General features: G+C 42.3%; 20 protein-coding genes and 1 tRNA gene. 5 read left to right on the top strand and 16 right to left on the bottom strand.

What is annotated here, in order from left to right:
- Nucleotides 1–372 precede the first annotated feature (372 nt).
- Nucleotides 373–2,442, top strand: a complete 2,070-nt coding sequence (locus RCZ04_RS01195) for a GDSL-type esterase/lipase family protein (protein ID WP_460484106.1) — start codon at nucleotides 373–375, stop codon at nucleotides 2,440–2,442.
- 584 nt (nucleotides 2,443–3,026) lie between these two features.
- On the opposite strand, the gene RCZ04_RS01200 is transcribed toward RCZ04_RS01195, so the two are convergent.
- The 3 genes from RCZ04_RS01200 to RCZ04_RS01210 form a co-directional block, all read right to left on the bottom strand.
- Nucleotides 3,027–4,109 carry an OmpA family protein gene (locus tag RCZ04_RS01200; protein WP_460484107.1) on the bottom strand — a complete coding sequence of 361 codons (1,083 nt, stop codon included), beginning with the start codon at nucleotides 4,107–4,109 and terminating at the stop codon, nucleotides 3,027–3,029.
- 218 nt (nucleotides 4,110–4,327) lie between these two features.
- On the bottom strand, nucleotides 4,328–5,662 hold the full coding sequence (locus RCZ04_RS01205; protein ID WP_460484108.1) for a leucine-rich repeat protein: 1,335 nt from the start codon (nucleotides 5,660–5,662) through the stop codon (nucleotides 4,328–4,330).
- A 1,056-nt stretch (nucleotides 5,663–6,718) separates the two neighbouring features.
- Entirely contained in the window at nucleotides 6,719–8,056 is a 1,338-nt protein-coding gene (locus RCZ04_RS01210) for a hydroxymethylglutaryl-CoA reductase (protein ID WP_460484109.1), read from the bottom strand.
- A 131-nt stretch (nucleotides 8,057–8,187) separates the two neighbouring features.
- On the opposite strand from RCZ04_RS01210, the gene RCZ04_RS01215 reads away from it, so the two are divergent.
- Nucleotides 8,188–8,862, top strand: a complete 675-nt coding sequence (locus RCZ04_RS01215) for a porin family protein (RefSeq protein WP_460484110.1) — start codon at nucleotides 8,188–8,190, stop codon at nucleotides 8,860–8,862.
- Here RCZ04_RS01215 and RCZ04_RS01220 read toward each other — a convergent pair.
- The 8 genes from RCZ04_RS01220 to RCZ04_RS01255 form a co-directional block, all read right to left on the bottom strand.
- The gene (locus tag RCZ04_RS01220) at nucleotides 8,831–9,607 is read right to left on the bottom strand and encodes a porin family protein (RefSeq protein WP_460484111.1); all 777 of its coding nucleotides are present in this window, start codon (nucleotides 9,605–9,607) and stop codon (nucleotides 8,831–8,833) included. The two genes, RCZ04_RS01215 and RCZ04_RS01220, sit on opposite strands and share 32 nt — an antisense overlap.
- 170 nt (nucleotides 9,608–9,777) lie before the next feature.
- Nucleotides 9,778–9,850: transfer RNA gene (locus tag RCZ04_RS01225), tRNA-Phe, on the bottom strand.
- A 178-nt stretch (nucleotides 9,851–10,028) separates the two neighbouring features.
- A complete protein-coding gene (locus tag RCZ04_RS01230; protein ID WP_460484112.1) occupies nucleotides 10,029–10,745 on the bottom strand; it encodes a pyridoxine 5'-phosphate synthase in 717 nt (238 codons plus the stop codon).
- An 11-nt stretch (nucleotides 10,746–10,756) separates the two neighbouring features.
- Nucleotides 10,757–11,257, bottom strand: a complete 501-nt coding sequence (locus tag RCZ04_RS01235) for a peptidase M23 (RefSeq protein WP_460484113.1) — start codon at nucleotides 11,255–11,257, stop codon at nucleotides 10,757–10,759.
- Nucleotides 11,258–11,268: 11 nt separating this feature from the next.
- Entirely contained in the window at nucleotides 11,269–11,508 is a 240-nt protein-coding gene (locus tag RCZ04_RS01240; protein ID WP_460484114.1) for a NifU family protein, read from the bottom strand.
- 60 nt (nucleotides 11,509–11,568) lie between these two features.
- Nucleotides 11,569–12,690 (bottom strand): Mrp/NBP35 family ATP-binding protein, encoded by a 1,122-nt coding sequence (locus RCZ04_RS01245; RefSeq protein ID WP_460484115.1) that lies wholly within the window; start codon nucleotides 12,688–12,690, stop codon nucleotides 11,569–11,571.
- Nucleotides 12,691–13,108: 418 nt separating this feature from the next.
- Nucleotides 13,109–14,227 (bottom strand): peptide-methionine (R)-S-oxide reductase MsrB, encoded by a 1,119-nt coding sequence (msrB, locus tag RCZ04_RS01250; RefSeq protein WP_460484116.1) that lies wholly within the window; start codon nucleotides 14,225–14,227, stop codon nucleotides 13,109–13,111.
- 789 nt (nucleotides 14,228–15,016) lie between these two features.
- Nucleotides 15,017–17,860, bottom strand: a complete 2,844-nt coding sequence (locus RCZ04_RS01255; RefSeq protein ID WP_460484117.1) for a ligand-binding sensor domain-containing protein — start codon at nucleotides 17,858–17,860, stop codon at nucleotides 15,017–15,019.
- A 378-nt stretch (nucleotides 17,861–18,238) separates the two neighbouring features.
- Between RCZ04_RS01255 and RCZ04_RS01260 the strand changes: the two genes are divergently transcribed.
- Together RCZ04_RS01260 and fabG are read left to right on the top strand one after the other, a co-directional pair.
- Entirely contained in the window at nucleotides 18,239–19,747 is a 1,509-nt protein-coding gene (locus RCZ04_RS01260) for an HAL/PAL/TAL family ammonia-lyase (protein ID WP_460484118.1), read from the top strand.
- Between the two features lie 20 nt (nucleotides 19,748–19,767).
- Entirely contained in the window at nucleotides 19,768–20,502 is a 735-nt protein-coding gene (gene fabG, locus RCZ04_RS01265; protein ID WP_460484119.1) for a Rossmann-fold NAD(P)-binding domain-containing protein, read from the top strand.
- Nucleotides 20,503–20,599: 97 nt separating this feature from the next.
- Here the strand turns inward: fabG and RCZ04_RS01270 are convergent, their stop codons facing one another.
- From RCZ04_RS01270 to RCZ04_RS01290, 5 genes are all read right to left on the bottom strand, one after another.
- A complete protein-coding gene (locus RCZ04_RS01270) occupies nucleotides 20,600–22,147 on the bottom strand; it encodes a DUF4301 family protein (protein ID WP_460484120.1) in 1,548 nt (515 codons plus the stop codon).
- Nucleotides 22,148–22,357: 210 nt separating this feature from the next.
- Nucleotides 22,358–22,573, bottom strand: coding sequence for a hypothetical protein (locus tag RCZ04_RS01275; RefSeq protein WP_460484121.1), 216 nt, complete (start codon nucleotides 22,571–22,573; stop codon nucleotides 22,358–22,360).
- 11 nt (nucleotides 22,574–22,584) lie between these two features.
- Nucleotides 22,585–22,725 carry a hypothetical protein gene (locus RCZ04_RS01280; RefSeq protein WP_460484122.1) on the bottom strand — a complete coding sequence of 47 codons (141 nt, stop codon included), beginning with the start codon at nucleotides 22,723–22,725 and terminating at the stop codon, nucleotides 22,585–22,587.
- A complete protein-coding gene (locus RCZ04_RS01285) occupies nucleotides 22,722–22,853 on the bottom strand; it encodes a cell division protein FtsX (RefSeq protein WP_460484123.1) in 132 nt (43 codons plus the stop codon). Before RCZ04_RS01285 ends, RCZ04_RS01280 begins: the two co-directional genes overlap by 4 nt.
- Nucleotides 22,854–23,020: 167 nt before the next feature.
- The gene (locus tag RCZ04_RS01290) at nucleotides 23,021–23,143 is read right to left on the bottom strand and encodes a hypothetical protein (RefSeq protein WP_460484124.1); all 123 of its coding nucleotides are present in this window, start codon (nucleotides 23,141–23,143) and stop codon (nucleotides 23,021–23,023) included.
- Nucleotides 23,144–24,188: 1,045 nt separating this feature from the next.
- On the opposite strand from RCZ04_RS01290, the gene RCZ04_RS01295 reads away from it, so the two are divergent.
- On the top strand, nucleotides 24,189–24,866 hold the full coding sequence (locus tag RCZ04_RS01295; protein WP_460484125.1) for a hypothetical protein: 678 nt from the start codon (nucleotides 24,189–24,191) through the stop codon (nucleotides 24,864–24,866).
- Nucleotide 24,867: the final 1 nt, after the last annotated feature.

A 24,867-nucleotide genomic window follows, 5' to 3' on the forward strand; every position in this document is an offset into this window, starting at 1 on the left:
GCCTAATGCCTAACACCTCTTCCTCTTTCTTTCGCCACGAAACCCTATTTTTAGTATTATTAGCATTGTTGTATTACAGTATGAATCAATTACTTATATACCCTTTGTATAACAATCGTCCAAGATTCGTATAAGCTTCCTATAAGCTTTGTATAAGCTCCGCATACCCATTTTACCTTTTACCTTTTATCTTTTACCTAAAAACACCCTTCCGAACCTTTCCGTTTCCTTCCGATATCCTCAAACCTTTACTGCCTGTCGTGCTACGACCTCGCACCTATATTTTCTCATTTAGTATACAACCTATCGTTTTTTTTATTATCTTTGTAGCCAAATATGAAATGTTATCATACTTAAAACTTATAGCAACCAATGAAAAAACAACTCTTCCTTATCACGCTTTTACTGCTCAGCGCCTTTGCCTGTGCACAGAAAAAAACTATCAAAGTAGCCTGCGTAGGCAATAGCATTACCTATGGCTTTGGTGTTGAAAACCGCGAACAAAACAGCTACCCCTCAGTGCTCCAACGTCAATTGGGCAAGGGTTATGAAGTAGGCAATTTTGGTCATTCAGGGGCTACTTTGCTCAGCAAAGGGCATAAACCTTACATCGACCAAGAAGAATACAAAAAAGCCCTCGCCTTTGCTGGTGATATCGTAGTCATTCACTTAGGTATTAACGATACCGATCCCCGCAATTGGCCTAACTACCGCGACGATTTTGTTAAAGATTATTTGGCGCTTATCGCTTCTTTTAAGAAAGTGAACCCCAAAGCGCGTATCATCATCGCACGTATGACCCCTCTAGCGCATCGCCATTGGCGTTTTGAATCGGGTACTCGCGATTGGCACGCCGAAATACAACAAGCTATTGAGCTCATTGCCAAACAAACAGGTGTACAGCTCATCAATTTCCACGAACCGCTGTATCACTACCCTCAAATGCTCCCCGATGCAGTACACCCCAAAGCTCAAGGCGCTGCTATCTTGGCGCAAGTGGTTTACAGTGCTATTACAGGTAACTATGGCGGTTTGCAATTGCCCGCTATTTACTCCGATAATATGGTGCTCCAACACGGTATACCTCTCACCCTGCACGGCATTGCCAATACAGGTACTAAAATCAGTGTGAAAATAGGTAAACAGCAACTGAATACTACGGCAGACAGTAACGGCAAATGGCAAGTAACCTTAGCACCTCTTACTGCCAAAGAAACCTATACCCTCCAAATTACTGCTGGTAAAGAAAAACGCACCTTTGCCAATGTAGTTGCCGGCGAAGTATGGCTCTGCTCTGGGCAATCAAATATGGAGTTTTATATGAACCAAACTACCACAGGCGAAAAGGATATCCCCCAAGCCGATAACCCTAATATCCGCTTATTTGATATGAAAGCTATTTGGCGCACCGACCCCGTAGAATGGAACGCCTCAGTGTTAGATTCACTGAATCATTTGCAGTATTATGAGCCCGCTCAGTGGGAAGTGTGCAACCCTAAAACTGTAAGCGATTTTTCAGCAGTGGCTTATTACTTTGGGCGTACCCTCCAAAAGGATTTGGATATGCCGATAGGGCTTATCTGTAACGCTATCGGGGGTTCACCTACCGAAGCGTGGATTGACCGCCGTACTCTTGAATACGATTTTCCTGCTATCCTCTATAATTGGCGTGAAAACGATTTTATAATGGACTGGGTGCGCTCCCGTGCTTCTGAGAACATCAAAAAGTCTACTGATAAACTCCAACGTCACCCCTATGAGCCTGCTTACCTTTTCGAGGCAGGTATACTCCCCTTAGACCATTACGCCATTAAAGGGGTAATTTGGTATCAAGGCGAATCAAATGCACATAATAAAGACGCTCATAGTCGTCTCTTCCCTCTATTAGTGAAGAGCTGGCGCACTTACTTCAGCAACCCTCAAATGCCCATCTATTACGTACAGCTATCAAGTATTAACCGCCCGTCTTGGGGTTGGTTTCGCGATAGTCAGCGCCGTTTAATGAGCGTTGTACCTCATAGCGGAATGGCAGTATCTTATGACCACGGTAACCCCACCGATGTACACCCTAAAAACAAGCAACCCATAGGCGAACGCTTAGCGCAATGGGCTTTACACGATACTTACGGAAAGAAGAATGTAATCCCTTCCGGACCTTTGTTTCGTTCAGCCTCTTTCAGTGGAAAAACAGCCACCGTATCTTTCAGCTATGCCCAAGGAATGCACTCCGCCGATGGCAAACCCTTACGCGGTTTTGAGCTCTCGGATGGTAATGGCATTTTCTACCCCGCTACCGCCGAAATCGTAGGCGAAGAAGTGAAAGTCACCAGCGACAAAGTCGCCTCTCCTAAAGTCGTCCGCTACGCCTTCACCCCCACCACCGACGCCAATTTAGTAAATGAGGCTAACCTCCCCGCCAGCACTTTTGCTAGTGAAGAATAATGGTTAATGATTATAACGCACGCAACTTTGCCAAAGTTAATAGCCCGTCGTGCTACGACCTTTGGCAAAGTTAATATAAGCGTCACACACTCCCCCTTTGAAGGGGGGTAGGGGGGATGTTCCATCATATTTCCCGTCACTACACTCCCCCTTTGAAGGGGGATAGGTGGGATGTTCGCCACATTTCCCGTCGCCACTCTCCCCCTTTGAAGGGGGTAGGGGGATGTTTCCACTTTTGGAGGTTGTCCGCGAGAGCGGAGTAAGTGAATTACGGGAGAGGTTTCCCCGAACCCTCCGAACCCTCCAACCAATCTGAAAACCCCAACCACCTCTCTATTTCCAAACTTCCCCTGCCCGTGTGGCTCGCACTTAATCATTAAAAGAAGGCTTCCCGATATCCCATCAGGAAGCCTTCATTACTGTATAATTTAACTAGTTGTGGTGAAAGTATCACCTATGAAAAAAAAACCTTCTTATTCTTGGTTTAAAAATGATGTCCTTAAAAAGACTCCCACAGAGGCTAAAAATAAATTTCGTAACATTGTGAAGTTTTCTCGCCTTTTCCTGTGGGAGACTGCCATATACTACTGATTGTCTTTCACTACGTTTATTTCTACCCTACGGTTAATTTCTTTACCGCGTTCATTATCATTGCTTTCAATAGGGCGAGTTTGTCCGTAACCCTTCGCATCAAGACGTTTCTTGCTCACACCGTGGCGTGAAAGATACTGCTTGATAGAGTCCGCACGCTCTTGTGAAAGCTTAAGGTTGTGCTCAGGCGTACCCGTATTATCAGTATGACCTTCAATCACAAAGTTAAAATCAGGGTTCTCATTCATAATGATAGCAATGTTATCCAAGATAAACTCAGCTTGTGGTTTCACTACCGATTTATCAGTGTCAAACAAGATAGTCTTTGCATAAAGGTTAATTTGTTTTACCACGCGCTGTGTACGCGCTTCGCGTTCTTCGGGAGTTTCCACACGAGTAATTGCTTTGTTAGCCGATACACGCTTGCGGTCTTTCTTCACCTTAGGTTCTTTAATTTTAGTGCGTTCCACGTGGTCTACTATAGGGTTCTCACGTGCGGTAAGAGGCAATTTAAGCACTACACCAGCACCCCATTGGTAATAATCGTGACCTGTGCCACCGCCAATGTTATAAGCCGTGTTCACATTCGCACCAACCACATCGGTAAACCAGAAGTTCACCCCTACACCAGCGATAAACTTAAACTTGCTCTCGCTGTCTACTGAGGCAACGCCCACACCCACTTGTGGGTAAGGGTCAAGCCACGGCGCAGCGTTCCACAAACGGTTTAAGTGGTAACGCCCACGTACGTCAAACGCCCAATAGCTTTTCGCATCAGCGAGTTTGGTCTCGTCTACATCAGGAAAGTAATTTTGGTCTTTCTTGATACTCGCATAAGCAAAACCAGCTTCGGCAGTAATCCCTTTTTTGATATAACGCGCAGCGTTCACACGGAAGCCCACGTTCATATCAGGGTAACCAAACCAGTCTTTCACTACACTGCGTTCAGGCACTTTAAAGTCTACGGTGCTCACACCAGCGCCTACCAGCCACGGACGGTAATTATCCTGCGCGGATAACACCCCACTGCTAAGGATTGCCACAATGGCAATACTAAATATTTTAATTCTGTTCATTCTTTTGTTTATTTTAGTTAAGAAGTAAGAGTTAAGAGTTTTTACCTTTTATCTTTTACCTCCGTTACAGTTTGTAAATATGTTTGTCGCATCTCCCCCTCTCTGAGGTAGTCTGCGAGAGCAGAGTATGTGAATAGGGGGGAGGTTTTCTGGATTCCCTCCGACCTCTCAGATCCCTCCGACTTATCAGAGTTATCAGATTTTCTCCTCCTGCAACACTACATTCCTCTCACACCGCCTTTAAACGCTTGTTCTATCCAAGGAAATCTAATCTTCCAGTCGTTTACATAAGCATTCGGTACGTACAATATTGTGTTATTGTTATAAGCTGTAGCAGAAATCCAGTAGCGTAAATCGTTACTTGGATCGAAAGTTATATTAGTTTGGCTCGGGGTAGTCACTGCTATACGCACTTCTCTCACTTCTTTAGGGAAAAGTCCATAATCGAGTGTTTTTAGTTTAGCGCCTATGATAACAGCCTGCATAGTGTTAGGGAAAGTAAAATAATGTGGGGCAAGTTGATCTCTATATCCGTATATATGTTCTACTTCAGGCAAGTTGATACGGGTGAGTTTGGTACTTGCAAAAGCACCAGCACTTATAGTTTTTACTTTATCGGCAATGACAGTTTGTAAAGCACTGCCATAGAATGCCCAAGAATCAATAGTTTCAACGTTGTTGAGGTCTATTTTGGTAATCTTAGCATTGAGGTAAAGAACCTGAGTTCCTCCACTTATAGTGCTACCACCGCTAACCCTTTTCACAGCATAAGGTACTTTAGGAGGGGCTTGCAAAATATCAAAACTGCGTTTGGTTACATATACATCGCTGGAGAGCCCTGTTAAAGTAGTTCCATTTGTTCTCCAAAACTTAGTTACTTTCTTGATAGTCACCACACGGTCTTCCGCATTGGCTTTTGTCAATTTAAAAGTAATAGGCGTTGTCTCATCGTAATGGTTTTTAGCCGTTACTTTTATAATGCTACCGGTAGCCTGAATGCTTACCCTTTCGCTCGCACCATCAGGTTGCAAACTATTTGCTTGGTAAGTATAATCTGCAGGAATTTCTATATCCACAAAGTCCTTAGCATTCGCAGTGGTCTTATCACCGTCAATATTTTCAATAACAAAGTTATTGCCGTCCCAACCGCGACTACGTTCACTCACTACTACAGTAAGAGTAGCAGTAATACCTGCGCCGTCAGCGGCTTTATCAGTAATGCGGATGTCAAAACTACCTGTGTTACCATCGTAAGCCTCAAGGAAAAGTGAAGGGGTGGGGTCGGTACTCTTGCTTACACCCAAAGAACCCGCAGGCGCTTCGTAGGTAAAATTATTAGTCGCTCCGTCAATACTAACAGTGCGCGTTTCTGTTTCCTGCATATGGATAGTGTGTGTCCTACCATCGCGGAAGTAAAAACTGGTCTCGGTGCTCGAGCGTGGTTTCTCGCCCACACCATCATCGGCTTCTGATTTGCACCCTACTAAAGTAAGTGCTGTAAACACTAAAGTAAGTGCTGTAAATGCCATTAAGGCAAAAATGTTTTTTCTCATATTTCTTTATTTTTTTAGAAAATTAGATCGGTGCAAAGTTAAGGGCGCTGTCAAGTACTTACCAAGTTTTTAAGACTTATTTAACGCAAAAACCCCTATTGACGTACTATTGACGTAGTTTTTTAACAAACGTTAAGAAAAATCAAGAATTCACGTAAAATAAAGGCTCGCAAGGGGTCTCTCCCTACTCAAAATCACCTGAAAACACCCCAAAACTGCTTTTCTAAATTTCTGAAATATAATTATATAACAAATTTTGTAGTACTTTTGACGTAGTGCCTAAAACCAACTAAAAAACTGTCCTTTTCTCACAATCCACTTTTTTACCCATTTTTCGGTACTATATTCCCCCTCTATGAAGGGGCAAGGGAGAGGTTTTTGCTCCTTTTCACCCATTTTTGGAGCGTTTTTCCGTCACTACAGTTCCCCCTCCCCGAGGGGGCAAGGGGGAGGTTTATATCTCTTTCCCGTCACCACACTCCCCCTTTGAAGGGGGGTAGGAGGGATGTTTGTCACATTTCCCGTCACTACATTCCCCCTTTGGAGGTTGTCCGCAAAAGCGGAGTAAGTAAATAGGGGGATGTTTCTGTCGCTTTTCCGTCACTACATTCCCCCTTCTATGAGAGAGCAAGGGGCGGGTTTCATCACTTTTTCCGTCGCATCTCCCCCTTTGAAGGTAGTCTGCGAGAGCAGAGTATGTGAATAGGGGGGATGTTTTCTCCGTCATTCGTCACTCCTCATTACCTATCTGCCCGTCGTGCTACGACCTCTTTTTTTCGCCTCGAAACCCTATTTTTAGTATGATTGGCATTATTGTATTATGTTATAAATCAATCACTTATATACCCTTTGTATAACAATCGTCCAAGATTCGTATAAGTATCCTATAAGCTTTGTATAAGCTAACCATACCCATTTTACCTTTTACCTTTTATCTTTTACCTAAAAAACCCCTTCCGAATCCCTCCGATATCTTTCTTCTGAGACCCTCAGAGTTTTTGAGACTTCCTCCAACAAGTCTGAAATTTCCGACTCGTCCCACTCGTTCTAACAACTCTAACCAATCTCCCCCTTATTGCCCGTGTGGCTCGCACCCGCCCGTATGGCTCGTACAGCTTCTGCTACTTCACTATGAGTTACCGTTTTATCTTTAAAATAAGAAGAAAGTATGCGCTTCTCGTCATCAGTAGCGCCTAATTGATTGAAGATATTATTTAGGTGCATTTTCATATGCCCTTTTTGAATTCCCAAACTAATGAGCGAGCTTACAGCCGAGAAGTTTTGCGCTAACCCCACACAAGCCACTATCTGCATCAGTTCACGAGCATTAGGCTTTTCAAGAATTTCAAGTGCCGTTTTCACCAAAGGGTGCAAGGTCGTCAGTCCGCCCACAGTCCCCAAAGCCAAAGGCAATTCGAGAACAAAGTGGAAAGTCTCGCCCTCTATCCACGCATTGGAGAGGCTTTTATATTGCCCTGAGCGAGCAGCATAAGCGTGCACCCCAGCCTCTATCGCCCGAAAATCATTACCCGTAGCCAAAATAACCGAGTCAATACCGTTCATTATACCCTTGTTATGGGTAGTTGCACGATACACATCGGCATTGGCAATAGCAAGCGCTTGCACAAATTTCTTCGCAGCTTCAGCACCTTTTAAATCAGCAATCTCCAAGTCGTCAATCGGGCAATACACTTCAGCGCGCACCAAACAGTTCGGCACATAATTAGAGAGTATCGACATTACGATTTCGTATTTATCACTAACAGAAGGGTCTTGTTCCGCCTCCTCCCTAAAAACTTGCGCAAACTGTTCCAAGCACGAATTGATGAAGTTAGCACCCATCGCGTCTAAAGTCTCAAAAGTAGCCGAAAGCTGATAATAGTGCGCCAAAGCATCCGTTTTGTCCACTAAAGTAAGAGAAGTAATACCGCCCCCCCGTTTTTCCATATTAGCAGTAATCGGTTGCGACTTACTCAGCATCAAAGGCTGTATACGGTTGAAGAAAGTTTCTAAGTCAGTTTTTTCACCATAGAAGAAGAAATGTACGTGCCCTGTTTTTTCGGTTGAAAGCACTTCGGTATGAAACCCACCACGACTTTGCCAGAACTTAGCCGCCCTGCTTGCAGCTGCCACCACCGAGCTCTCTTCAATCGCCATAGGCACAGTATAAGTACGCCCATTGATAAGGAAGTTAGGCGCTACTGCAAACGGAAGATAGTAGTTCGATACCGTGTTCTCAATAAATTCGTCGTGGAGTTTTTGTAGTTCCGAATCAGCATTGTGGTACTTTTCAAAAAAAGTAGTTGCATTCTCTATCTCAGGAAAATAAGTGTCGCAAAGCCACTGAATCTTTTGGGCTTTGGTAAGTTTAGAAAAACCGTCTATCTGTTTCATCAGTTGTTAAGTATTAGAGTTCTGCTTTTAGTTTGGGAGGCAAAGGTAATAATAATTAGTATATTCGCAAGTTTGTTGGTTTACAAAATAATTTGTACTTTTGTACTTCAAATAACAAAAATCAATATAAGATGAAAAGAACAAAGTTATTATTAGCCATAATGTTGCTTGGCAGTATAGCAATGTTGCAGGCACAAGTAAAAACAGGTTTAGAAGTAAAAATAGGAGGCAACATAGCAGGTCTTTACTATTCCGATTCTTCTAATAGTGATAGAACTTTCACTCCAGGTTTTCACACAGGAGGATTATTCAGTCTGAACTTCCCTTCTGGAATAGCTCTTGAAACAGGCTTAATGCTCAACACCAAAGGACAAGCCTATGAATACAAATATAAAGATGATGACAAAAGACAGCTAAGTGAATTGCATTACACTTATGGCTATTTAGAAGTGCCCTTTTATGTGGGCTATAAACTTAAGCTTGGGAATGTAAAGCTTGTTTGGAAAGCAGGACCTTATGTAGCAGCCGCTTTGTGGGGTAACAGCCGTGAAGAATGGGCTTATTACAAAGATAATAGATTAAAAGATTATAAAGAAACCAATCGCCATTCTCTCAGCATAGGCAATAGTTCTTCAGATGATTTACGCCCTTTTGATGCAGGATTAAACTTAGCCACTGGCGTAGAAATCAAACGATTTACAGCAGGTCTTCAGTATGGTATCGGCTTCTCCGATGTGCTCCCTAACCGTTCTGAGAGCACCTCAAACCAAGTGCTTAGCCTTTCAGTGGGATATAGAATATTTTAAATAAATACATACAAAAAACAAAAAGAGGTCGATTGTGATAACAACCGACCTGTTTTTGCCACTTAATTCTGAAACCTATAGCAAAGGTAAACACCCTGTTCTTTAAATATTCAGCTTCACTGCTGGGCAATATATCCATTAGTCCAACGCCGTATTGTATACCTATTGTAAAGCGCTCCACTTCTATGCCTGTTCCTATGTTGAAGCCTACATCAAAGCGTTTTACATCATCAGTAGATTTACTGCCTATACGACGTGCGTATTTCTTCTTTGAAACGTGTGTAAACAAACTATCTTTGTAATGACCCCACGTTTCTCGAGTATTAGCAGCAAAATTAGTTGCCATATAAGGACCTGCTTTCCATACAAAGCGCAGTTTGCGAGCTCTCAATCGGTAAGCAATATTTAAAGGCACTTCCAAATAGTGATTATTAAATACTTGCTCACGCAAATAAGCACCATCCTCTCGTTTAGATTCAGAAGGGTACTTCTGAAAGTCATAGGCAAAACTCTTACCCATATACATCAAGCCTGTTTCAAGAGCTATTCCACTCGGGGAATCAGCACTTATCAAAGCGCCTAATTGTACCCCTGCCACACTTTTCGTGTAGTAATTAGGGGTAGAGATATCGTAAAGTCCTGCGCCTGTTACCCCAGCTTTTACTTCCATACCCAATGTTACTTGTGCTTGTGCAAAAGCTTGGCAAAAAATCACAAAGGCAATAAGTAGTTTTATTTTAGCCATAACTTAAGAAATTAATTAAGGCTACAAAGATAGTGCTTAATTTTATAATATAAAAGCTTTAGAATGTAAAAATATTGATATAAAAAACAAAAGCCTCAGCATTACGCTGAGGCTTTTGCAATTCCTAATCCTTAAAAATATGAAAAATTTCCTCTATGAAGAAGATCTCGTGGTACCTCCAGGAATCGAACCAGGGACACAAGGATTTTCAGTCCTTTGCTCTACCAACTGAGCTAAGGTACCAGTTGTTTTCAACTTTCCGGGTGCAAAAGTAATACTATTTTCTAAACTTGCAAAATATTTAGTGATTATTTTGTCAGTTTTTTTATTACTTTTGTCTAATGCTTTAATATTCAGAATAGTTATTAGAACTTTTTTGTATAAAATCTTCTGTTTTTTTACAGATGATACTTCCTTATTACTAATCAGCTAATTTAGCTAAATATAGTTGTACTACATTTTCTAATCCTAAATACAACGCTTCACAAATAAGAGCGTGCCCTATGGATACTTCCAATAGGTTAGGAATATTATCTTTGAAGTACTTCACATTGTCTAAACTTAAATCGTGCCCTGCATTAAGTCCTAAGCCTACTTTTTCTGCTTCTAAAGCAGCTTTGATATAAGGAGCTATTTGGGTTTTATCACCACGGGCATACTCACGCGCATACCCCTCAGTATAGAGCTCTACACGGTCAGCGCCCGTAGAGGCAGCGCCTGCTACCATTGCTTCCACTGGGTCTACAAATAGTGAGGAGCGAATACCATTGCGCTTGAACTCGGTTACTACTTCGGTTAAAAAACTCTTGTGTTTGAGTGTATCCCAACCTGCGTTAGAGGTAATCGCATCTTCGGCATCAGGTACTAAAGTTACTTGGGTAGGCTTTACTTTTAGCACCAAATCTATAAACTTAGGGATAGGATTGCCTTCAATGTTATATTCAGTGGTTACTACGTTTAGCAAATCAAAGGCGTCTTGGTAGCGGATATGGCGCTCATCGGGGCGAGGGTGAATGGTGATACCTTCTGCACCGAACTGTTGAACGTCTTTAGCTACCTTTAATAAATCGGGGAGATTGCCTCCGCGTGCATTGCGCAAGGTAGCTATCTTATTGATGTTTACACTTAGTTTTGTCATTGTTTTTTTTGCTATAAACTATCTTGAGGTTGAGGTTGCGTTTCTTCCTCTTCTACTTCTTTACGCAGAATAGAATCTGGTTTGTTAGGTGTTGTTCTATAAGCCTTAGGGTCGTATTTAGGGTCAGAGATGTTAAAGCTGGTAGTATCTTTGTCTTGTTGAGGTTTGATATTGCCAACAAGCACCTTTTTCAGTGAAGCGAGATACTCATCATTACTTTGTATTTTGCCTTCTAATGAATCTACCCTAAAGAGCAAGTTTAAAGTCTCACGTTTATTTTCTACGGCAGTATACCCTAAGATATACTGACGCAAAGGGGAATAGATAATTAGTACAGTGGTGAGCGTAATGAGCACAAAAGCAAACAACGAACCGAAAACAAAGATATTAAGACGACTCAAGCGGAAGGAGGTTTTCTCCTCATAAGTACTATCGTCCATTACTACTAAGCGGTATTTGCTAAGCCACTTGCGTTTCCAATATTCTTTTCTCGATTCTTTATTCGTTGCCATTGTACAATTAGTTATTCTATACTGATTACCTTTTCTATTTGAGGCACAAACTCTTTGATGGTCATTTCCACTCCACTTTTAAGTGTGAGTTGGTTTACTGAACAGTTGGTGCAAGTGCCTTCCAATCGCACTTTTACGATTTTTCCGTCTTCGATATCCACTAAAGAAATATCACCCCCGTCGTTTTGCAAATAAGGGCGAATCTTATCTAAAGCTTTTATTACTTCTTGTTTAAGTTTTTCTGGGTTCATTGATATTAAGTGTTAAGAGTTAAAGATAAAAGGGTAAGTATAACTCTTTTGGGTTTCTTACTACTTGTTACTACAGCCTGCCATATTGGTGATTTTGATAGCCTCAGAAGGAGGCAAATTCTCGTTACGAGCGACAACGTTTTTTACTACTTCTTGTGCTAAGCTATGGAAAGCGTTTGCTTGCGGACTGTCCTCCTGCAATGCAATAGGGTGACCTGTATCGCCTGCCTCACGAACGGCTTGTACTAAGGGTATTTCGCCTAAGAAAGGCACTTTCAGTTCTCCTGCCAAGTGTTTAGCTCCTTCTTTACCAAAGATATAATACTTGTTGTTTGGCAATTCCTCAGGAGTAAAGTAAGCCATATTCTCTACGATACCCAACACAGGCACATTGATATTTTCTTGTTCAAACATTGCTACTGCACGACGGGCATCGGCGAGGGCGACAGGCTGTGGAGTGCTCACTACTACTGCCCCTGTGATAGGCAATGCTTGCATAATGCTTAGATGAATGTCGCCTGTGCCAGGAGGGAGGTCGATGAGGAGAAAATCTAACTCGCCCCAATACGCCTCAAATATAAGTTGGTTAAGGGCTTTGGCTGCCATAGGACCTCTCCATATTACTGCTTGATTGGCATTGGTAAAGAACCCTATTGAGAGTATTTTCACTCCGTAGTTCTCAATAGGCTGTATGAACGATTTATCGTCAACAGTTACTGAACGAGGGCGCTCAGTGGCTACATCGAACATCATAGGGATAGAAGGACCGTACACATCGGCATCAAGCACGCCTACTTTAAAGCCCATCTTCGCTAAAGCTGCTGCTAAGTTGGCTGTAACAGTACTCTTTCCTACGCCTCCTTTACCTGAGGCTACGGCGATGATATTCTGAATACCAGGAATGGGTTTGCCTTTGATTTCAGGAACTTCAGGGGCAATTACTTTTACGTTTACCACTACTTTGGCTTTCTCGTGCACTTCGCCGTGAATAGCTTTCATCACTTCTACTTCGGTGCGTTTTTTGGCTTGCAGACTGGGGTTGTTTATCACCACATCTACTACTACTTCATCACCAAAAACTACTATATTTTGTACGGCACCGCTATCTACCATATTTTTCCCTTCACCAGGAGCGGTAATCTTGCGGAGCGCTTCTAATACGTCTTTTTTTTGAATAACCATCTTTTTAGATAAGAGTTAAAAGTTTTGCAAAGGTAGAACTTTTATTTGAGAAAAACAAATTTAATAAAGAATTGTTTGTGGGGTGAAGATACAATTTTTTATTTAAGCAGAAGAACTTTTAACGGGGGTGGAGATTGTGACAAATATATTTTTTAACTCGATTAAAGAGAGGAAGATATTATAAAGTCTCGCACAGATTTCACGGATTACACGGAAAAAACAATGTGCAAAAGGTGAGTAATCACGGATTTTAGCAACAAGTTGCTTGGATTGCACAGAGCCCTAACTCACTTAGTTGGCAATTGCCGACAATTCTGGTCATTATACACACGAAGAATATAATGAGGGTATAACAATTAAGCAAAAAGGGAAAGACCCCAATGGTAGTCTTTCCCTTTTAAAAATGAAGCATTGATTTTCACTTTTTAGTCTTTTTATCTAAGAGGGAGAGATATTTGCCATAGCCTTCTTTTTCCATATCGGCTTTGGGGATGAAACGCAAGGAGGCACTGTTGATACAATAGCGCAAGCCTCCTTTGTCTTTTGGTCCATCATTAAATACGTGACCTAAGTGTGCGTCGCCTAATTTACTGCGCACTTCGGTACGGGTCATATTATGTGATTTATCGGTTTTTTCTTGTATAAGGCTTTTATTAATAGGTTTAGAGAAACTTGGCCAGCCACAACCTGACTCGAACTTATCGGTAGAGATAAAGAGGGGTTCGCCGGTGGTGATATCGACGTAAATGCCTTCGCGGAACTCGTTGTAATAAGCATTGGCAAACGGACGCTCAGTAGCGCTTTCTTGGGTAACGGCGTATTGCTCGGGGGTGAGCTGTTTGCGAAGGTCGACTTGGGAAGGTTTTTTAAAGCCTTTTTGTTTGGCTGGATTGGCTTTACGGGCTACCTCGAACAAGGCGGGTGAAATATGGCAATAGCCTCCGGGATTCTTATCTAAATAGGCCTGATGGTATTCTTCGGCTCTATAAAAATTCTTCAATGGGAGTACTTCTACTACTATGGGTTTGCTGTATTGAGAGGCAAGCGCTGCAATAGCTTTGTCGATGAGCGGTTTTTCGGTTTCGTTTACGTAATAGATGCCTGTGCGGTATTGGGTACCACGGTCGTTGCCTTGTTTGTTGAGGGAAGTAGGGTCGATGATTTTAAAATAGAGGTCGAGCAGCTGGTTGAGGTCGATGAGTTGAGGGTTGTAGGTTACTTTTACGGTTTCGGCAAAACCTGTATTGCCTGTACTTACTTGTTCGTAACTGGGGGCTTTGGGGAGTTTGCCATTGGCATAGCCTACTTCGGTGGCGAGCACTCCGCGAATTTGTTTAAAGAAGTGTTCGGTACCCCAAAAGCAACCGCCTGCGAAATAGATATCAGTAGATTTTGATTTGTTTGTTTTTTTCATTTCAGCTTCTTGATGCGTTGAATTTTCGTCGTTAGTGGTGAGAGTGTTTGCTCTTGGGCTGTTGCCGTTAGCACACCCGATAGTGAAAGCTATTGTAATTAATGTAAAAAAATAGGTTTTCATTTTTCAGTAACGTTTAATTGATAAGAGAGCCTCAAAAATAATGCCAGATTAATACCAATAATACCGGATAATGAACTTTGGCGAAGGTCGTAGCACGACGGGCGATTAAAAACTTTGGCAAAGTGTGGAGAAGTCGGATTTTTCTGATAAGTCGGATTTTTCTCGAAATTTTGAGTAACTCAAAAAGAGAGATGGGGAAGGAGAAAGATAACGGAAAGGAACGGAAGTGGTTTTTTTGGTGAAAAGTAAAAGATAGGCTGTGAGATGGGTATGGTTAGCTTATACAAAGCTTATAGGATGCTTATACGAATCTTGGACGATTGTTATACAAAGGGTGTATAAGTGATTGATTTATACTGTAATACAATAATGCCAAAAATGGTAAAAACGCGGTTTCGAGGCGAAAGAAAGAGGAAGAGGTGTTAGGCATTAGGCCATAGGCATTAGGGTTATGATGGTCATTATTGTTGTATAAACATCTTTTCAATATTGTTTAAACATCCCCCCTACCCCCCTTCAAAGGGGGAGATGCGACGGGAAAATGATGGAAAAACGGTAGAAACCTCCCCCTATTCACTTACTCCGCTATCGCGGACTACCCTCAAGGGGGGAGTGTGAGCCACACAGGCAGGGGGAAAATTGGAGAATTAGGAAATTTGAAAATAAGAAAATGTGCAGAAACCTCCCTCTAATTCACTTACTCCGCTATCGCGGACAACCCTCGGAGAGGGGGAATGTGTGACGAGAAAGAGGAAGTGCGAGCTGCACAGGCAGGTGGGGAAGTGGGGGTTATTGGAATTTTACAAAAAAGTCGTAGAGGTTATCGGTTTCGGAAAGGTTGAGTTTCTTGCGGATACGATAACGGGCGGTTTCGACACCACGTATGGATATGCCTTGCATAGTGGCGATTTCTTTGGTGGTGTAGTTGAGCCTTATCAGTACGCAGATGCGTAAATCGGTGGTGGTGAGTGAAGGGAAACGCTCTTTGAGATTCTTGAAGAAGTTCTTGTGAATCATATCGAAGTTTTCTTGGAATACTGCCCATTGGTCTTCTTCTGAGATATTCTCGCGGATATGTCGCAAGATAAGATGACTTTTGGCTTTACTTACTTTCTGGTTGTCCATTAGTTGTTCGAGCTCTACTATGAGGTTGGTAAGGAACTCGTCGCGCCTGATGTTTAGCATAGTGGCTTCGGCAAGAGCCTTACTCTTGTACTCTAACTGCTTGGCGAGCATTTGGTTTTGGAGTTTAGTCACTTCTTGTTCGCGTGACTCGAGCAGGCGTTGGCGACGTATTCTTTCACGCAAGAAGGAACGCTCTTTTTTCTTCATTTTATAACGGAAGTAGATAGCTGTTGCTACGATATTTACCCCGATGAAGCTGACGAAATACAATATATAAGCCCAGAGGCTTTTATACCAAGGGGTGGTGATTTGAAACGGGAGAGAATAGAGGGAGAGCTCTTTGTTTAGTTCGTTGAGCACTTTTACTTTGAGCCTGTATTTACCAGGGGGGAGATTTTGATAGCTGATGCTAAAATCGGGGTCGGCTTGCGCCCACCGCTTGTCATATCCTTCTAAGACGTACCACAGTTGGTAGTGTTCTTTACTAAAATTGGGATACTGAAATTGGAACACCAAATTGTTTTTGGCGTAAGGGAAAGAAGGGTTGGCGGTAATTTCTTCTAAAAGATATTGGTCGGTATCGCGTTCGTAGGAGCGGAGGCTTTTTAGGCTGAGGTTATCGGGGTAGGAGGTTTGGGGGGTATTATCGGTATAACGAGCAATACTACCGTCTAAACAAAAGAAAGAAGCGCCGTCGGAGGACACGAATACAGAGGCACGGTCTTCGGTGGTAGGGTGTTGGAGGTCATCGAAAGCAATCTTTTCGGTTATTTTGTATTGACCATCGACAAAGGAAACTAAAAAGTAATCGGTGGCAGTGATAAACCAGAACCGATTATCGTTTACGGGTACTATATTGCGAGTTTTGGTGAGCTGAGGGAGTTGTTCATTGAGGATAGTATAAGGTACAATTTCTTCTTTATCTTCGTCGTAGTAGTAGAATTGAGAGCCGTCAGCAAAAATAACCTTACTGCGTATTTTCAGCAATCTGAGAGCTTCTTTGGTTTTGGGTTTATCGAACACTACTTTGTGTTTGACGTTTTTTAGGTCTTCGGAGAGAGAAACTTTGCAGACGCCTTTATAGGCGTGGTTTGTCCATATGTTGCCCATAGGGTCTATTTCGATGCGGTAAGTAAGGTCGAAAAAGCCATTGACGATATGCGAAGGCGCCCACCTACCGGCTTTGTCGCGCTTGTAAATAGTGAGTACAGAATACGATGAACCGACGAGCACTTCTTGACCGTGAATGACACCTTTCTTTAAATCCATACCGCCGACGCCTACATTGCTAAGGGGGCGCAATTGATTACCTATAAGTTCGGACGTTCCTTTGTTATGCCCTACAAAAAGTTGGTGGTCGTACTGTTTTACAAACCATACTTGGTTTGAGAAGTTGGGCAGTTTGTTGAGTTTTCCGTTGCTAAATGAGAAGACGCCTTTATTGGAGGCTAAATAATAGGTGTTACCTTGCTCAGCCATATCGCTGATGAGTTCAACATCTCCATTGAGGTTTAAGAAGCGGAGTTTGCTGGGGATTTCAATCATAGCGATGCCGTTGTCTAAGGCTACCCATAGGTTGTGTTGGACGTCTTCATAGAGTCCGAGGACGGTGTTATTATTGAGTCCGTTTTTTTTATGGATATGCCACAAGAGTTTTCCCGTTCGGGTACTGAGGGCGTATAATCCTTCGGTAAGGCTTCCTAAGATGAGGTTGCCTTTATTAGTGATGATGGCGCGATTGAGCCTAATGTTGGGTAAGAGGGCATCAATATCGGTAGTGAACTTGCGAAGCTGGTCGGTTTGAGGGTTGAAGAAGAACAAACCGTTCTTGTCGGTTACCAGAAGGAGTTCTTTTTGATAGGGGATAGTAGCGATTACCAAGCCTCCTAAGCTGTTAGTAGAGAGTTTTTGGTGGAGGCGATGCTGAGGGTCGATGGTATAAAAGTCGGCATTTACGCCTTGCATATAGAGGGTATTGCCGTCGGAGAACATTGCAAAAGGGGCGGGTTTAGGGCTGAAAGCGCGTACTTGCTTGCCGTCGAACACAAAATAGGAGGAGAAAGTTTGGAAGTAAATTTTATCTTGATGCTTGAATATGCGCCAGACTTCATCGTTGTGAAAGCGGTAATCTTTGAGTTGGTCTTTTAGAGAAGTGTAGACCAATTGGTTTTGAGCATTGCGCTGGAAGTAGCCAAACTCTTCGAAAGAGCCTACATAGACGCGCAGTTTGGGATCGTTATTATCGGCAAGAACAGAACGGGCTATTTTTTTCTGGGGCAGGTAGTGGAGTTGCCATACCTGTCCGTCGAAAGTAAGTAGCCCTTGATTATTGGCTACGTATAGTATACCGTTTTTGCATTGGCTTATTTGCCAGTTTTGCAAGCCTGCCTTGTATTGAGTTTGAGAGTAGTTATAGATAGGGGGGACAAGGGGCAAGTCCTGATTTTGGGCTATTATGTTGGGGAGATGCCCCCAGAGAATGATAAGTAAGACGATGAAGTGCTTCATATCTATTGCAGAATAGTGAGCGACAAAAGTACGAAAAGTTTTTTAAATAGAAAGCATTAGGGGCTTTTTTATTACAAAAATGTCTTTTTTAGACGAAAATAGAGTTTTTTTGGACAAAAATGGAGGTGAAGGGGGAGAGGCTAAAACTAATATTTGCTAATTTACAAATTAGTTATTACCTTTGTCGCCAGATATAATATATTACTTGATTGTATTATTATTTACACCTCCCCTCATTCACATAATCTGCAAGAGCAGATTATCTCCAAAGGAATATAACCTCCCCCCAGCCCCCTCCAAAGGGGGAGTGTGGGACGGTCATTATACACGGGAAATATAATCTTTTGATAACTAATAACTAATATATAAAAATTGAACGTGAAAACATTACGTACTTATGACGATTTTAAAGACATCGTTTTTGATAAGAAAGAAGTGGCTATTAGCAAAGAAGCTCAACAACTGATAGAGGAAAGTTACGAGTTTCTCAAAGACTTCGCAGAGAACAAGATTATCTACGGTGTGAACACAGGCTTTGGACCGATGGCACAATACCGTATAGAGCCAGCCGACCAACTGCAACTGCAGTACAACCTGATTCGCAGTCACAGTTCGGGCTGTGGGGAGGCATTTGATGAAGAGACGGTGCGTGCTGCCATATTGTGCCGACTCACGAGCTTATCACTTGGCAAATCGGGGGTACATATGGAGGCGATTGAGCTGATGCGTGACCTACTGAACTACCGCATTACGCCCCTCATCTTTAAGCACGGTGGCGTGGGTGCCAGTGGTGACCTTGTGCAATTGGCACACCTTGCTTTGGTGCTCATAGGCGAAGGAGAGGTATTTTACAAAGGCAAACGTAGACCCACGGCAGAGGTATTTGCCGAAGTAGGCTTAAAACCTTTACAGATACATTTGCGCGAAGGACTTTCGCTGATAAATGGTACATCGGTGATGACCGGCTTAGCTGGCGTGAATGTGTATTACGCTGAAAAACTATTGGAATGGACAGTGAAATTCACTACTGCTATTAATGAACTCGTGCAAAGCTATGACGACCATTTTTCTGTTGAACTGAACAACGCCAAACAACATACAGGTCAGAAAGAGATTGCACGAATGATGCGTGACTTCCTACACGACAGCAAGCGCACACGCAAACGCGCGGAACACCTTTACCAAGGTGAGCACAAAGAGACAGTTTTCAAAGAAAAGGTGCAAGAGTACTACTCATTGCGTTGCGTGCCTCAGATACTGGGTGCTGTATATGACACTATCACTTATACTGAGCGTATTGTGGAAGAGGAGCTCAATTCAGCAAACGATAATCCGATAGTAGATGTAGAAACTCAGCAGGTGTATCACGGGGGGAACTTTCACGGCGATTATATTTCCCTTGAGATGGACAAGCTCAAACTCGTAGTTACCCGTATGACGATGCTCGCCGAGCGCCAACTTAATTATTTGCTTAATCCTAAGATTAACGAGCTATTACCACCGTTTGTAAATGCAGGTAAATTGGGCTTTAACTTTGGTATGCAAGGGGTGCAGTTTACCGCTACTTCCACTACTGCCGAGAATCAAACGCTCTCTACCTCGATGTACGTGCACAGTATCCCGAACAACAACGATAATCAGGATATTGTGAGTATGGGTACCAATGCCGCAACCCTTACCCGCAAGGTGATAGACAACGCTTTTGAAGTATTGGCGATTGAGGCGATTACTATTGCACAAGCTATTGATGTCTTGGGTTGTTATGACGAACTATCAAGTACTACTCAAGAGTGGTATAAGGAAATAAGAGAAATTATTCCGTTTTTTAAAGAAGATTTGGTGTTTTACACTTACTTGAAAGAAGTAAGAAAATTCTTAAAGAAGTAACAACTAAATAAAAAAATAAAATGAGAAAATACGCTATTATTACAGGCGGGTCACGAGGTATAGGGCGCGCTATATGCGAAAAACTGGCTCACGACACCGATTATCATCTCCTCATTACTTACCAAAGCAATGAGGTGGCTGCCCTTGAAACCCTTGGGCATATTAAGAAATTAGGACGTGAGGGAGAGATTATCCGCTTTGATGTATCAAGTCACGAAAGCACTGTAAAAGCGCTTACCCAATGGCAACACGACAACAAAGATGCCGTAGTGGAGGTGATTGTGAACAATGCGGGTATTAACCGCGATGGCCTTTTTATGTGGATGCCCGAAGACGATTGGAACAAGGTAATCCAAACTACTCTTGGCGGGTTCTACAATGTAACCAACTTCTTCATCCAAAAGATGTTACGACACCGCTATGGCAGGATTATTAACATCTCGTCAGTATCAGGGGCGAAAGGAACGGCAGGACAAACCAACTACTCGGCAGCTAAAGGGGCGATTATTGCGGCTACCAAAGCTTTAGCACAAGAGGTGGCTAAAAGGAATATTACCGTGAATGCCATTGCGCCAGGATTTATCCGTACGGATATGACCTCTTCACTCAACGAAGAAGACTTAGTGAAACTGATACCTGTAGGTAGGTTTGGGGAAGCTGAAGAAGTAGCCGACCTCGTGTCGTTTTTGGTTTCTAAAAAAGCGAGCTACATCACTGGTGAAGTGATTAATATCAACGGGGGAGTGTATAGTTAGGTAAAAGATAAAAGGTAAAAGAGAAAAAAACATTGCTAAAGGTTATAGTATGACCTTTGGCAATGTTTTTTTAATGATATCAATTGTTAATAAAGAATTATCCTTGGTGAGTTTTCTTGAGTAGGTCGTTTACTACTTTTACGGGGTTGAAGGTGATGATAGGTACTTCAACGAAAAGGGTAATCCAGTGCGCCATTGAACCGTTCCAAAGTCCGGGGAGTTCCAATGCTTTGAGCGGACGCCCCATATAGGTTTTGGAAGTGATAAACGCTTGACTGGGGTCTACGTATTTTTGGAGGTCGAATTTCTCACCTTTGTAGTTTTTTGTACCGCAAATCAAATCTACGGGGTTGAAGTGAGTAGACTGTTGGAAAATTTCCTTTTGTTTGGAGTCTTCCATATTTACCTGTGCTGATTCGACGATTTGCAAGCTGTATCCGTTGATGTCTTTCACCCAGAACGGACCACCACCGGGTTCGCCTTCATTCTTTACCATTCCGCACACACGTATAGGGCGATTGAGCTGTTCTTTGATGAACTCCATAGCGTATTGGCGACGGAACTTATAGAGATAATCGGGGACAGTGATGTTAATTTCTTTGAGGAAGTCGAGGATGTGCTTGATTTCTTTCTTCTTAATCTTATCGTTGTCGATACGGTGGAGAATCTTAAATACTTCGTCTTGTACTTCACATAGTTTACCGGCAAGGGCTTCTTTATAGAACACGGTCTCATCGGTGTATTTTTTGACTACCACATTGTCTATATTCTTGATGAAGATAATATCAGCATCAATATCGTTGAGGTTGCTCAGTAACGCTCCGTGACCTGCGGGGCGAAAAAGGAGATTGCCTTCTTCGTCGCGGAAGAGCTCGTTGTCTTCGGTTACTGAAACGGTATCAGTACTTGGTTTTTGGTAAGAGAAATCTACATCAAAAGCAATATTGTAGCGCTCTTCAAGTATGGGTTTGATGTGATTGAGCTCTTGATAGAAAGCTTCGGTATGCTGTTCGGTGATGGTGAAGTGTAGGTGAGCTTCCTCCTCATCGGAGGCATAAAGTACGGCTTCGCGGAAATGTTCTTCGAAAGGGGTAGCGATTTTCTCGGAATGTTTGTGAAAAGGCAACAGTCCTTTGGGCATATTGCCATAGCCCAGACCGTCCTCATTGAGGAGTGTATTGACGATGATGTGTTTTTGGATATCTTCGTTTAGAGAGGAAAAGTCGGGGTGGTGTTTGTTGATAGTGGCTTTGAGGATAGGATAGAAGGCAAAGCGTTCAAGACCTTCGAAGAAAGTTTTGATTTCTTTATTTCCTGTTCGGGCAACGTAGGCTACGAACGACTCACGGTCGGGTTCAAAATCATCTCTAAAGGCGAAAAGTGATTTGAACATACGGGTAGCGGCGCCAGAGGCGGGTACGAACTTGAGGATAGTGTTTCCTTGCTTACGCTTTTGATAGATAGCGGCGTATTTAGCAGCTTCTTCTTTGCTGAGCGGGATAATACCATCGTCTATCACAGCGGCTTTATAGAGCTGGATAGGGGGTACTCCTTCTTTAAATAGTGCTACTTGGGCATCGAGCATAGCTTCGGAGATGCCTTTTTTGATGAGCAGTTGGCGGTCTTTTTCTGTTAATTCATTCATAATATAATAGTTTCGTTTAACATTCTATAACTTACGATTATTTGAGAGGACAAAGATATAAACAAAAAAAGAAAAAAGCAAATAAAAAGAGATTTTTTTAGAAAATAGAAGTTAGGGATTAGGAAATAGGAAATAGGGAATAGGAAATAGGAAATAGAAGGGTAAGAGGTGAGAGCCGCACGGGCAGGTGTGAGAAACACGGGCTTTTTGTTATTTGGTTTTTGAAACTGCCATAGTCATTTCTTTAGTTATATTAGCTTTAGCTTTAGTTATATCAGCTTTTGCGTGGTCTCTTCCTATTTGAAAGCCTATGGTAAGGAGGATTGCTACTATCCAAATAACAGAGAGTACTAAGCGTCTTTTTTTGTCTTTCTCACGGTAAGTACTGGCTAAAAAGAGACATAAAAATAGAATAACTAACCACATAATATTAGGATTTAAAGGGTTATATAAAACAAAAATTCTCCTGTAGCTTTTCCTAATCTATAGATAAAAAGTATAGATAAGCCAATAGCTACAAGGGTTAGCCTTTTATCACTGAGAATAAGGCGACGGACTAAGGCAAGGAGGTGTATCATAAGTGTTTTTGGATATTTCCTACAAACTGTCCTAAGGCGTAAAATATGCCATATAAGAACCACCACATTAGTATTGCTAAGAATACTATTTTGGGTATGGATATGGTTTTTGATTCTTTTGTTTTCATATTGCAAATGGGTATTATGGTAATAATAGGAATCAAGAGCTGAATTAACTTGCTGATTATAAACATCCCCCCATCCCCCTTCAAAGGGGGAGAAGCGACACAAAAGCGACAATGGAGTTGTAAATCAGGAGCTATTTATTTTTTAACTCTTGATTGACATTAATAGACTATTGTCCGTACAATCCTTCAAGGAGTCCTTGTTTAAAGGAAGTCCAGTTGTTGTACAGATAGACGACTGCTATTAGTATTAGGAAAGCACCTACAATTCGGTTTGTTTTTTGTGTTTTCATATGTTTAGTATGATTTAAAATTTCGTTGCAAAGGTAGTGAATTATTATTTACGAAGCAAGAAAAAGTTTTATAAAGTTTAAAAAAGTTGATAATACCAATAATACCGATAATGCCAATAATACTGATAATACCAATAATACTGATAATTTACTTTGCCAAAGGTCGTAGCACGACGGGCAGTGCGAGCCGCACGGGCAATGTGAGTCGCACGGGCAGTAATAGAGAGATTGGTTAGGCTTGTTCGGACGAGTCAGACATTTTGGACTTGTCGGAGAAACTCTGAAAAACTCTGAGGAGTCTGAAGGAAATAACCTCCTCCTAATTCACTTACTCCGCTATCGCGGACAACCCTCTCTGAGGGGGAATATGTGATGGAAAATGGGATATTGGTGTTGTAGAAAAAAAACGGAGAGGTTCGGAAGGGAGTTTTTAGGTAAAATGTAAAAGATGAGCTGTGAGAAGGGTATGGTTAGCTTATACAAAGCTTATAGGAAGCTTATACGAATCTTGGACGATTGTTATACAAAGGGTATATAAGTAATTGATTCATACTGTAATACAATAATGCCAAAAACACTAAAAATAGGGTTTCGAGGCGAAAGAAAGGGGAAGAGGTGTTAGACCTTAGGCAATAGGCATTAGGGTTGTGACGGTCATTATTGTTATATAAACATCTTTTTAATATTGTGTAAACATCCCCCCTTCCCCCTTCAAAGGGGGAGATGCGATGGGGAAAGTGATAGAAAATGAGTAGATACCTCCCCCTAACCACCTCGTGGAGGGGGAGTGTAGTGAGTGTTATTATGACTTAGTATAAACTAAATGTTGTTGTTTCTTTTATTCTTATTACTTATTGTGAGTCTTCAGCTTAAAAGGTGAATATCTATAAGATAATGTTTTGGTAGAAAAATAAACTATTTAAACGAGGATTGTGCAGAATATATGACGAATGTAGGTTATTTAGGGGTTGGGTGTAAAAAAATATTCGGCAGTGAATTGCTAATTGATAATTATTTTCTATCTTTGCCGAAAATTTACCCATTTATGAATGTAAGATTTACTATACTCACTACCACGATGTTTGCCTTAATGGCTTGTAATAACGGGCAACAGGAAATAGCTGTTGCTGAAGATGCTCTTGCTAACACTCAGAAAGCGGAGGAGGCTCGTGATAAGAGCAATGAAGGGAATCCGTTTGGTGCGAGCGATGCGAATTTTGCTAATAACGTATCGTTACCGGTGACACAGCAGGGAGTAAGACTCAATCCGCCACACGGCGAGCCGGGACACCGTTGTGATATAGCGGTGGGGGCACCACTACCCGATGACGGCAATGTGATAGCTCAAACACAAGCACACCCGGTGGGCAGTAGTGATGCTAAGCCTGTAGTTTCGGGCGGGATGCCACAAGTGCAACAAGTGCAGGTGGCGCAACCTCAAACACAGCAAGCAATGGGAGCGAAGGGTCAGAAATTGAATCCACCTCACGGACAGCCAGGGCACCGTTGTGATATACCGGTGGGAGCTCCGCTGAACAGTAAGCCTGTGCAACAACAAGCACCAGCGCAACCTCAGACAGTAGAACAACAAATAGTTATTGACCCTAAAATGGCACAACAGCACACGGGGACTACAGAGCCAGGTTTTTCGGGGAAACCGAATCCGCCACACGGACAACCAGGGCACCGTTGCGATATAGCGGTAGGGGCGATATTGCCGTAAG

The sequence above is a fragment of the Capnocytophaga sp. HP1101 genome, assembly GCF_054772415.1.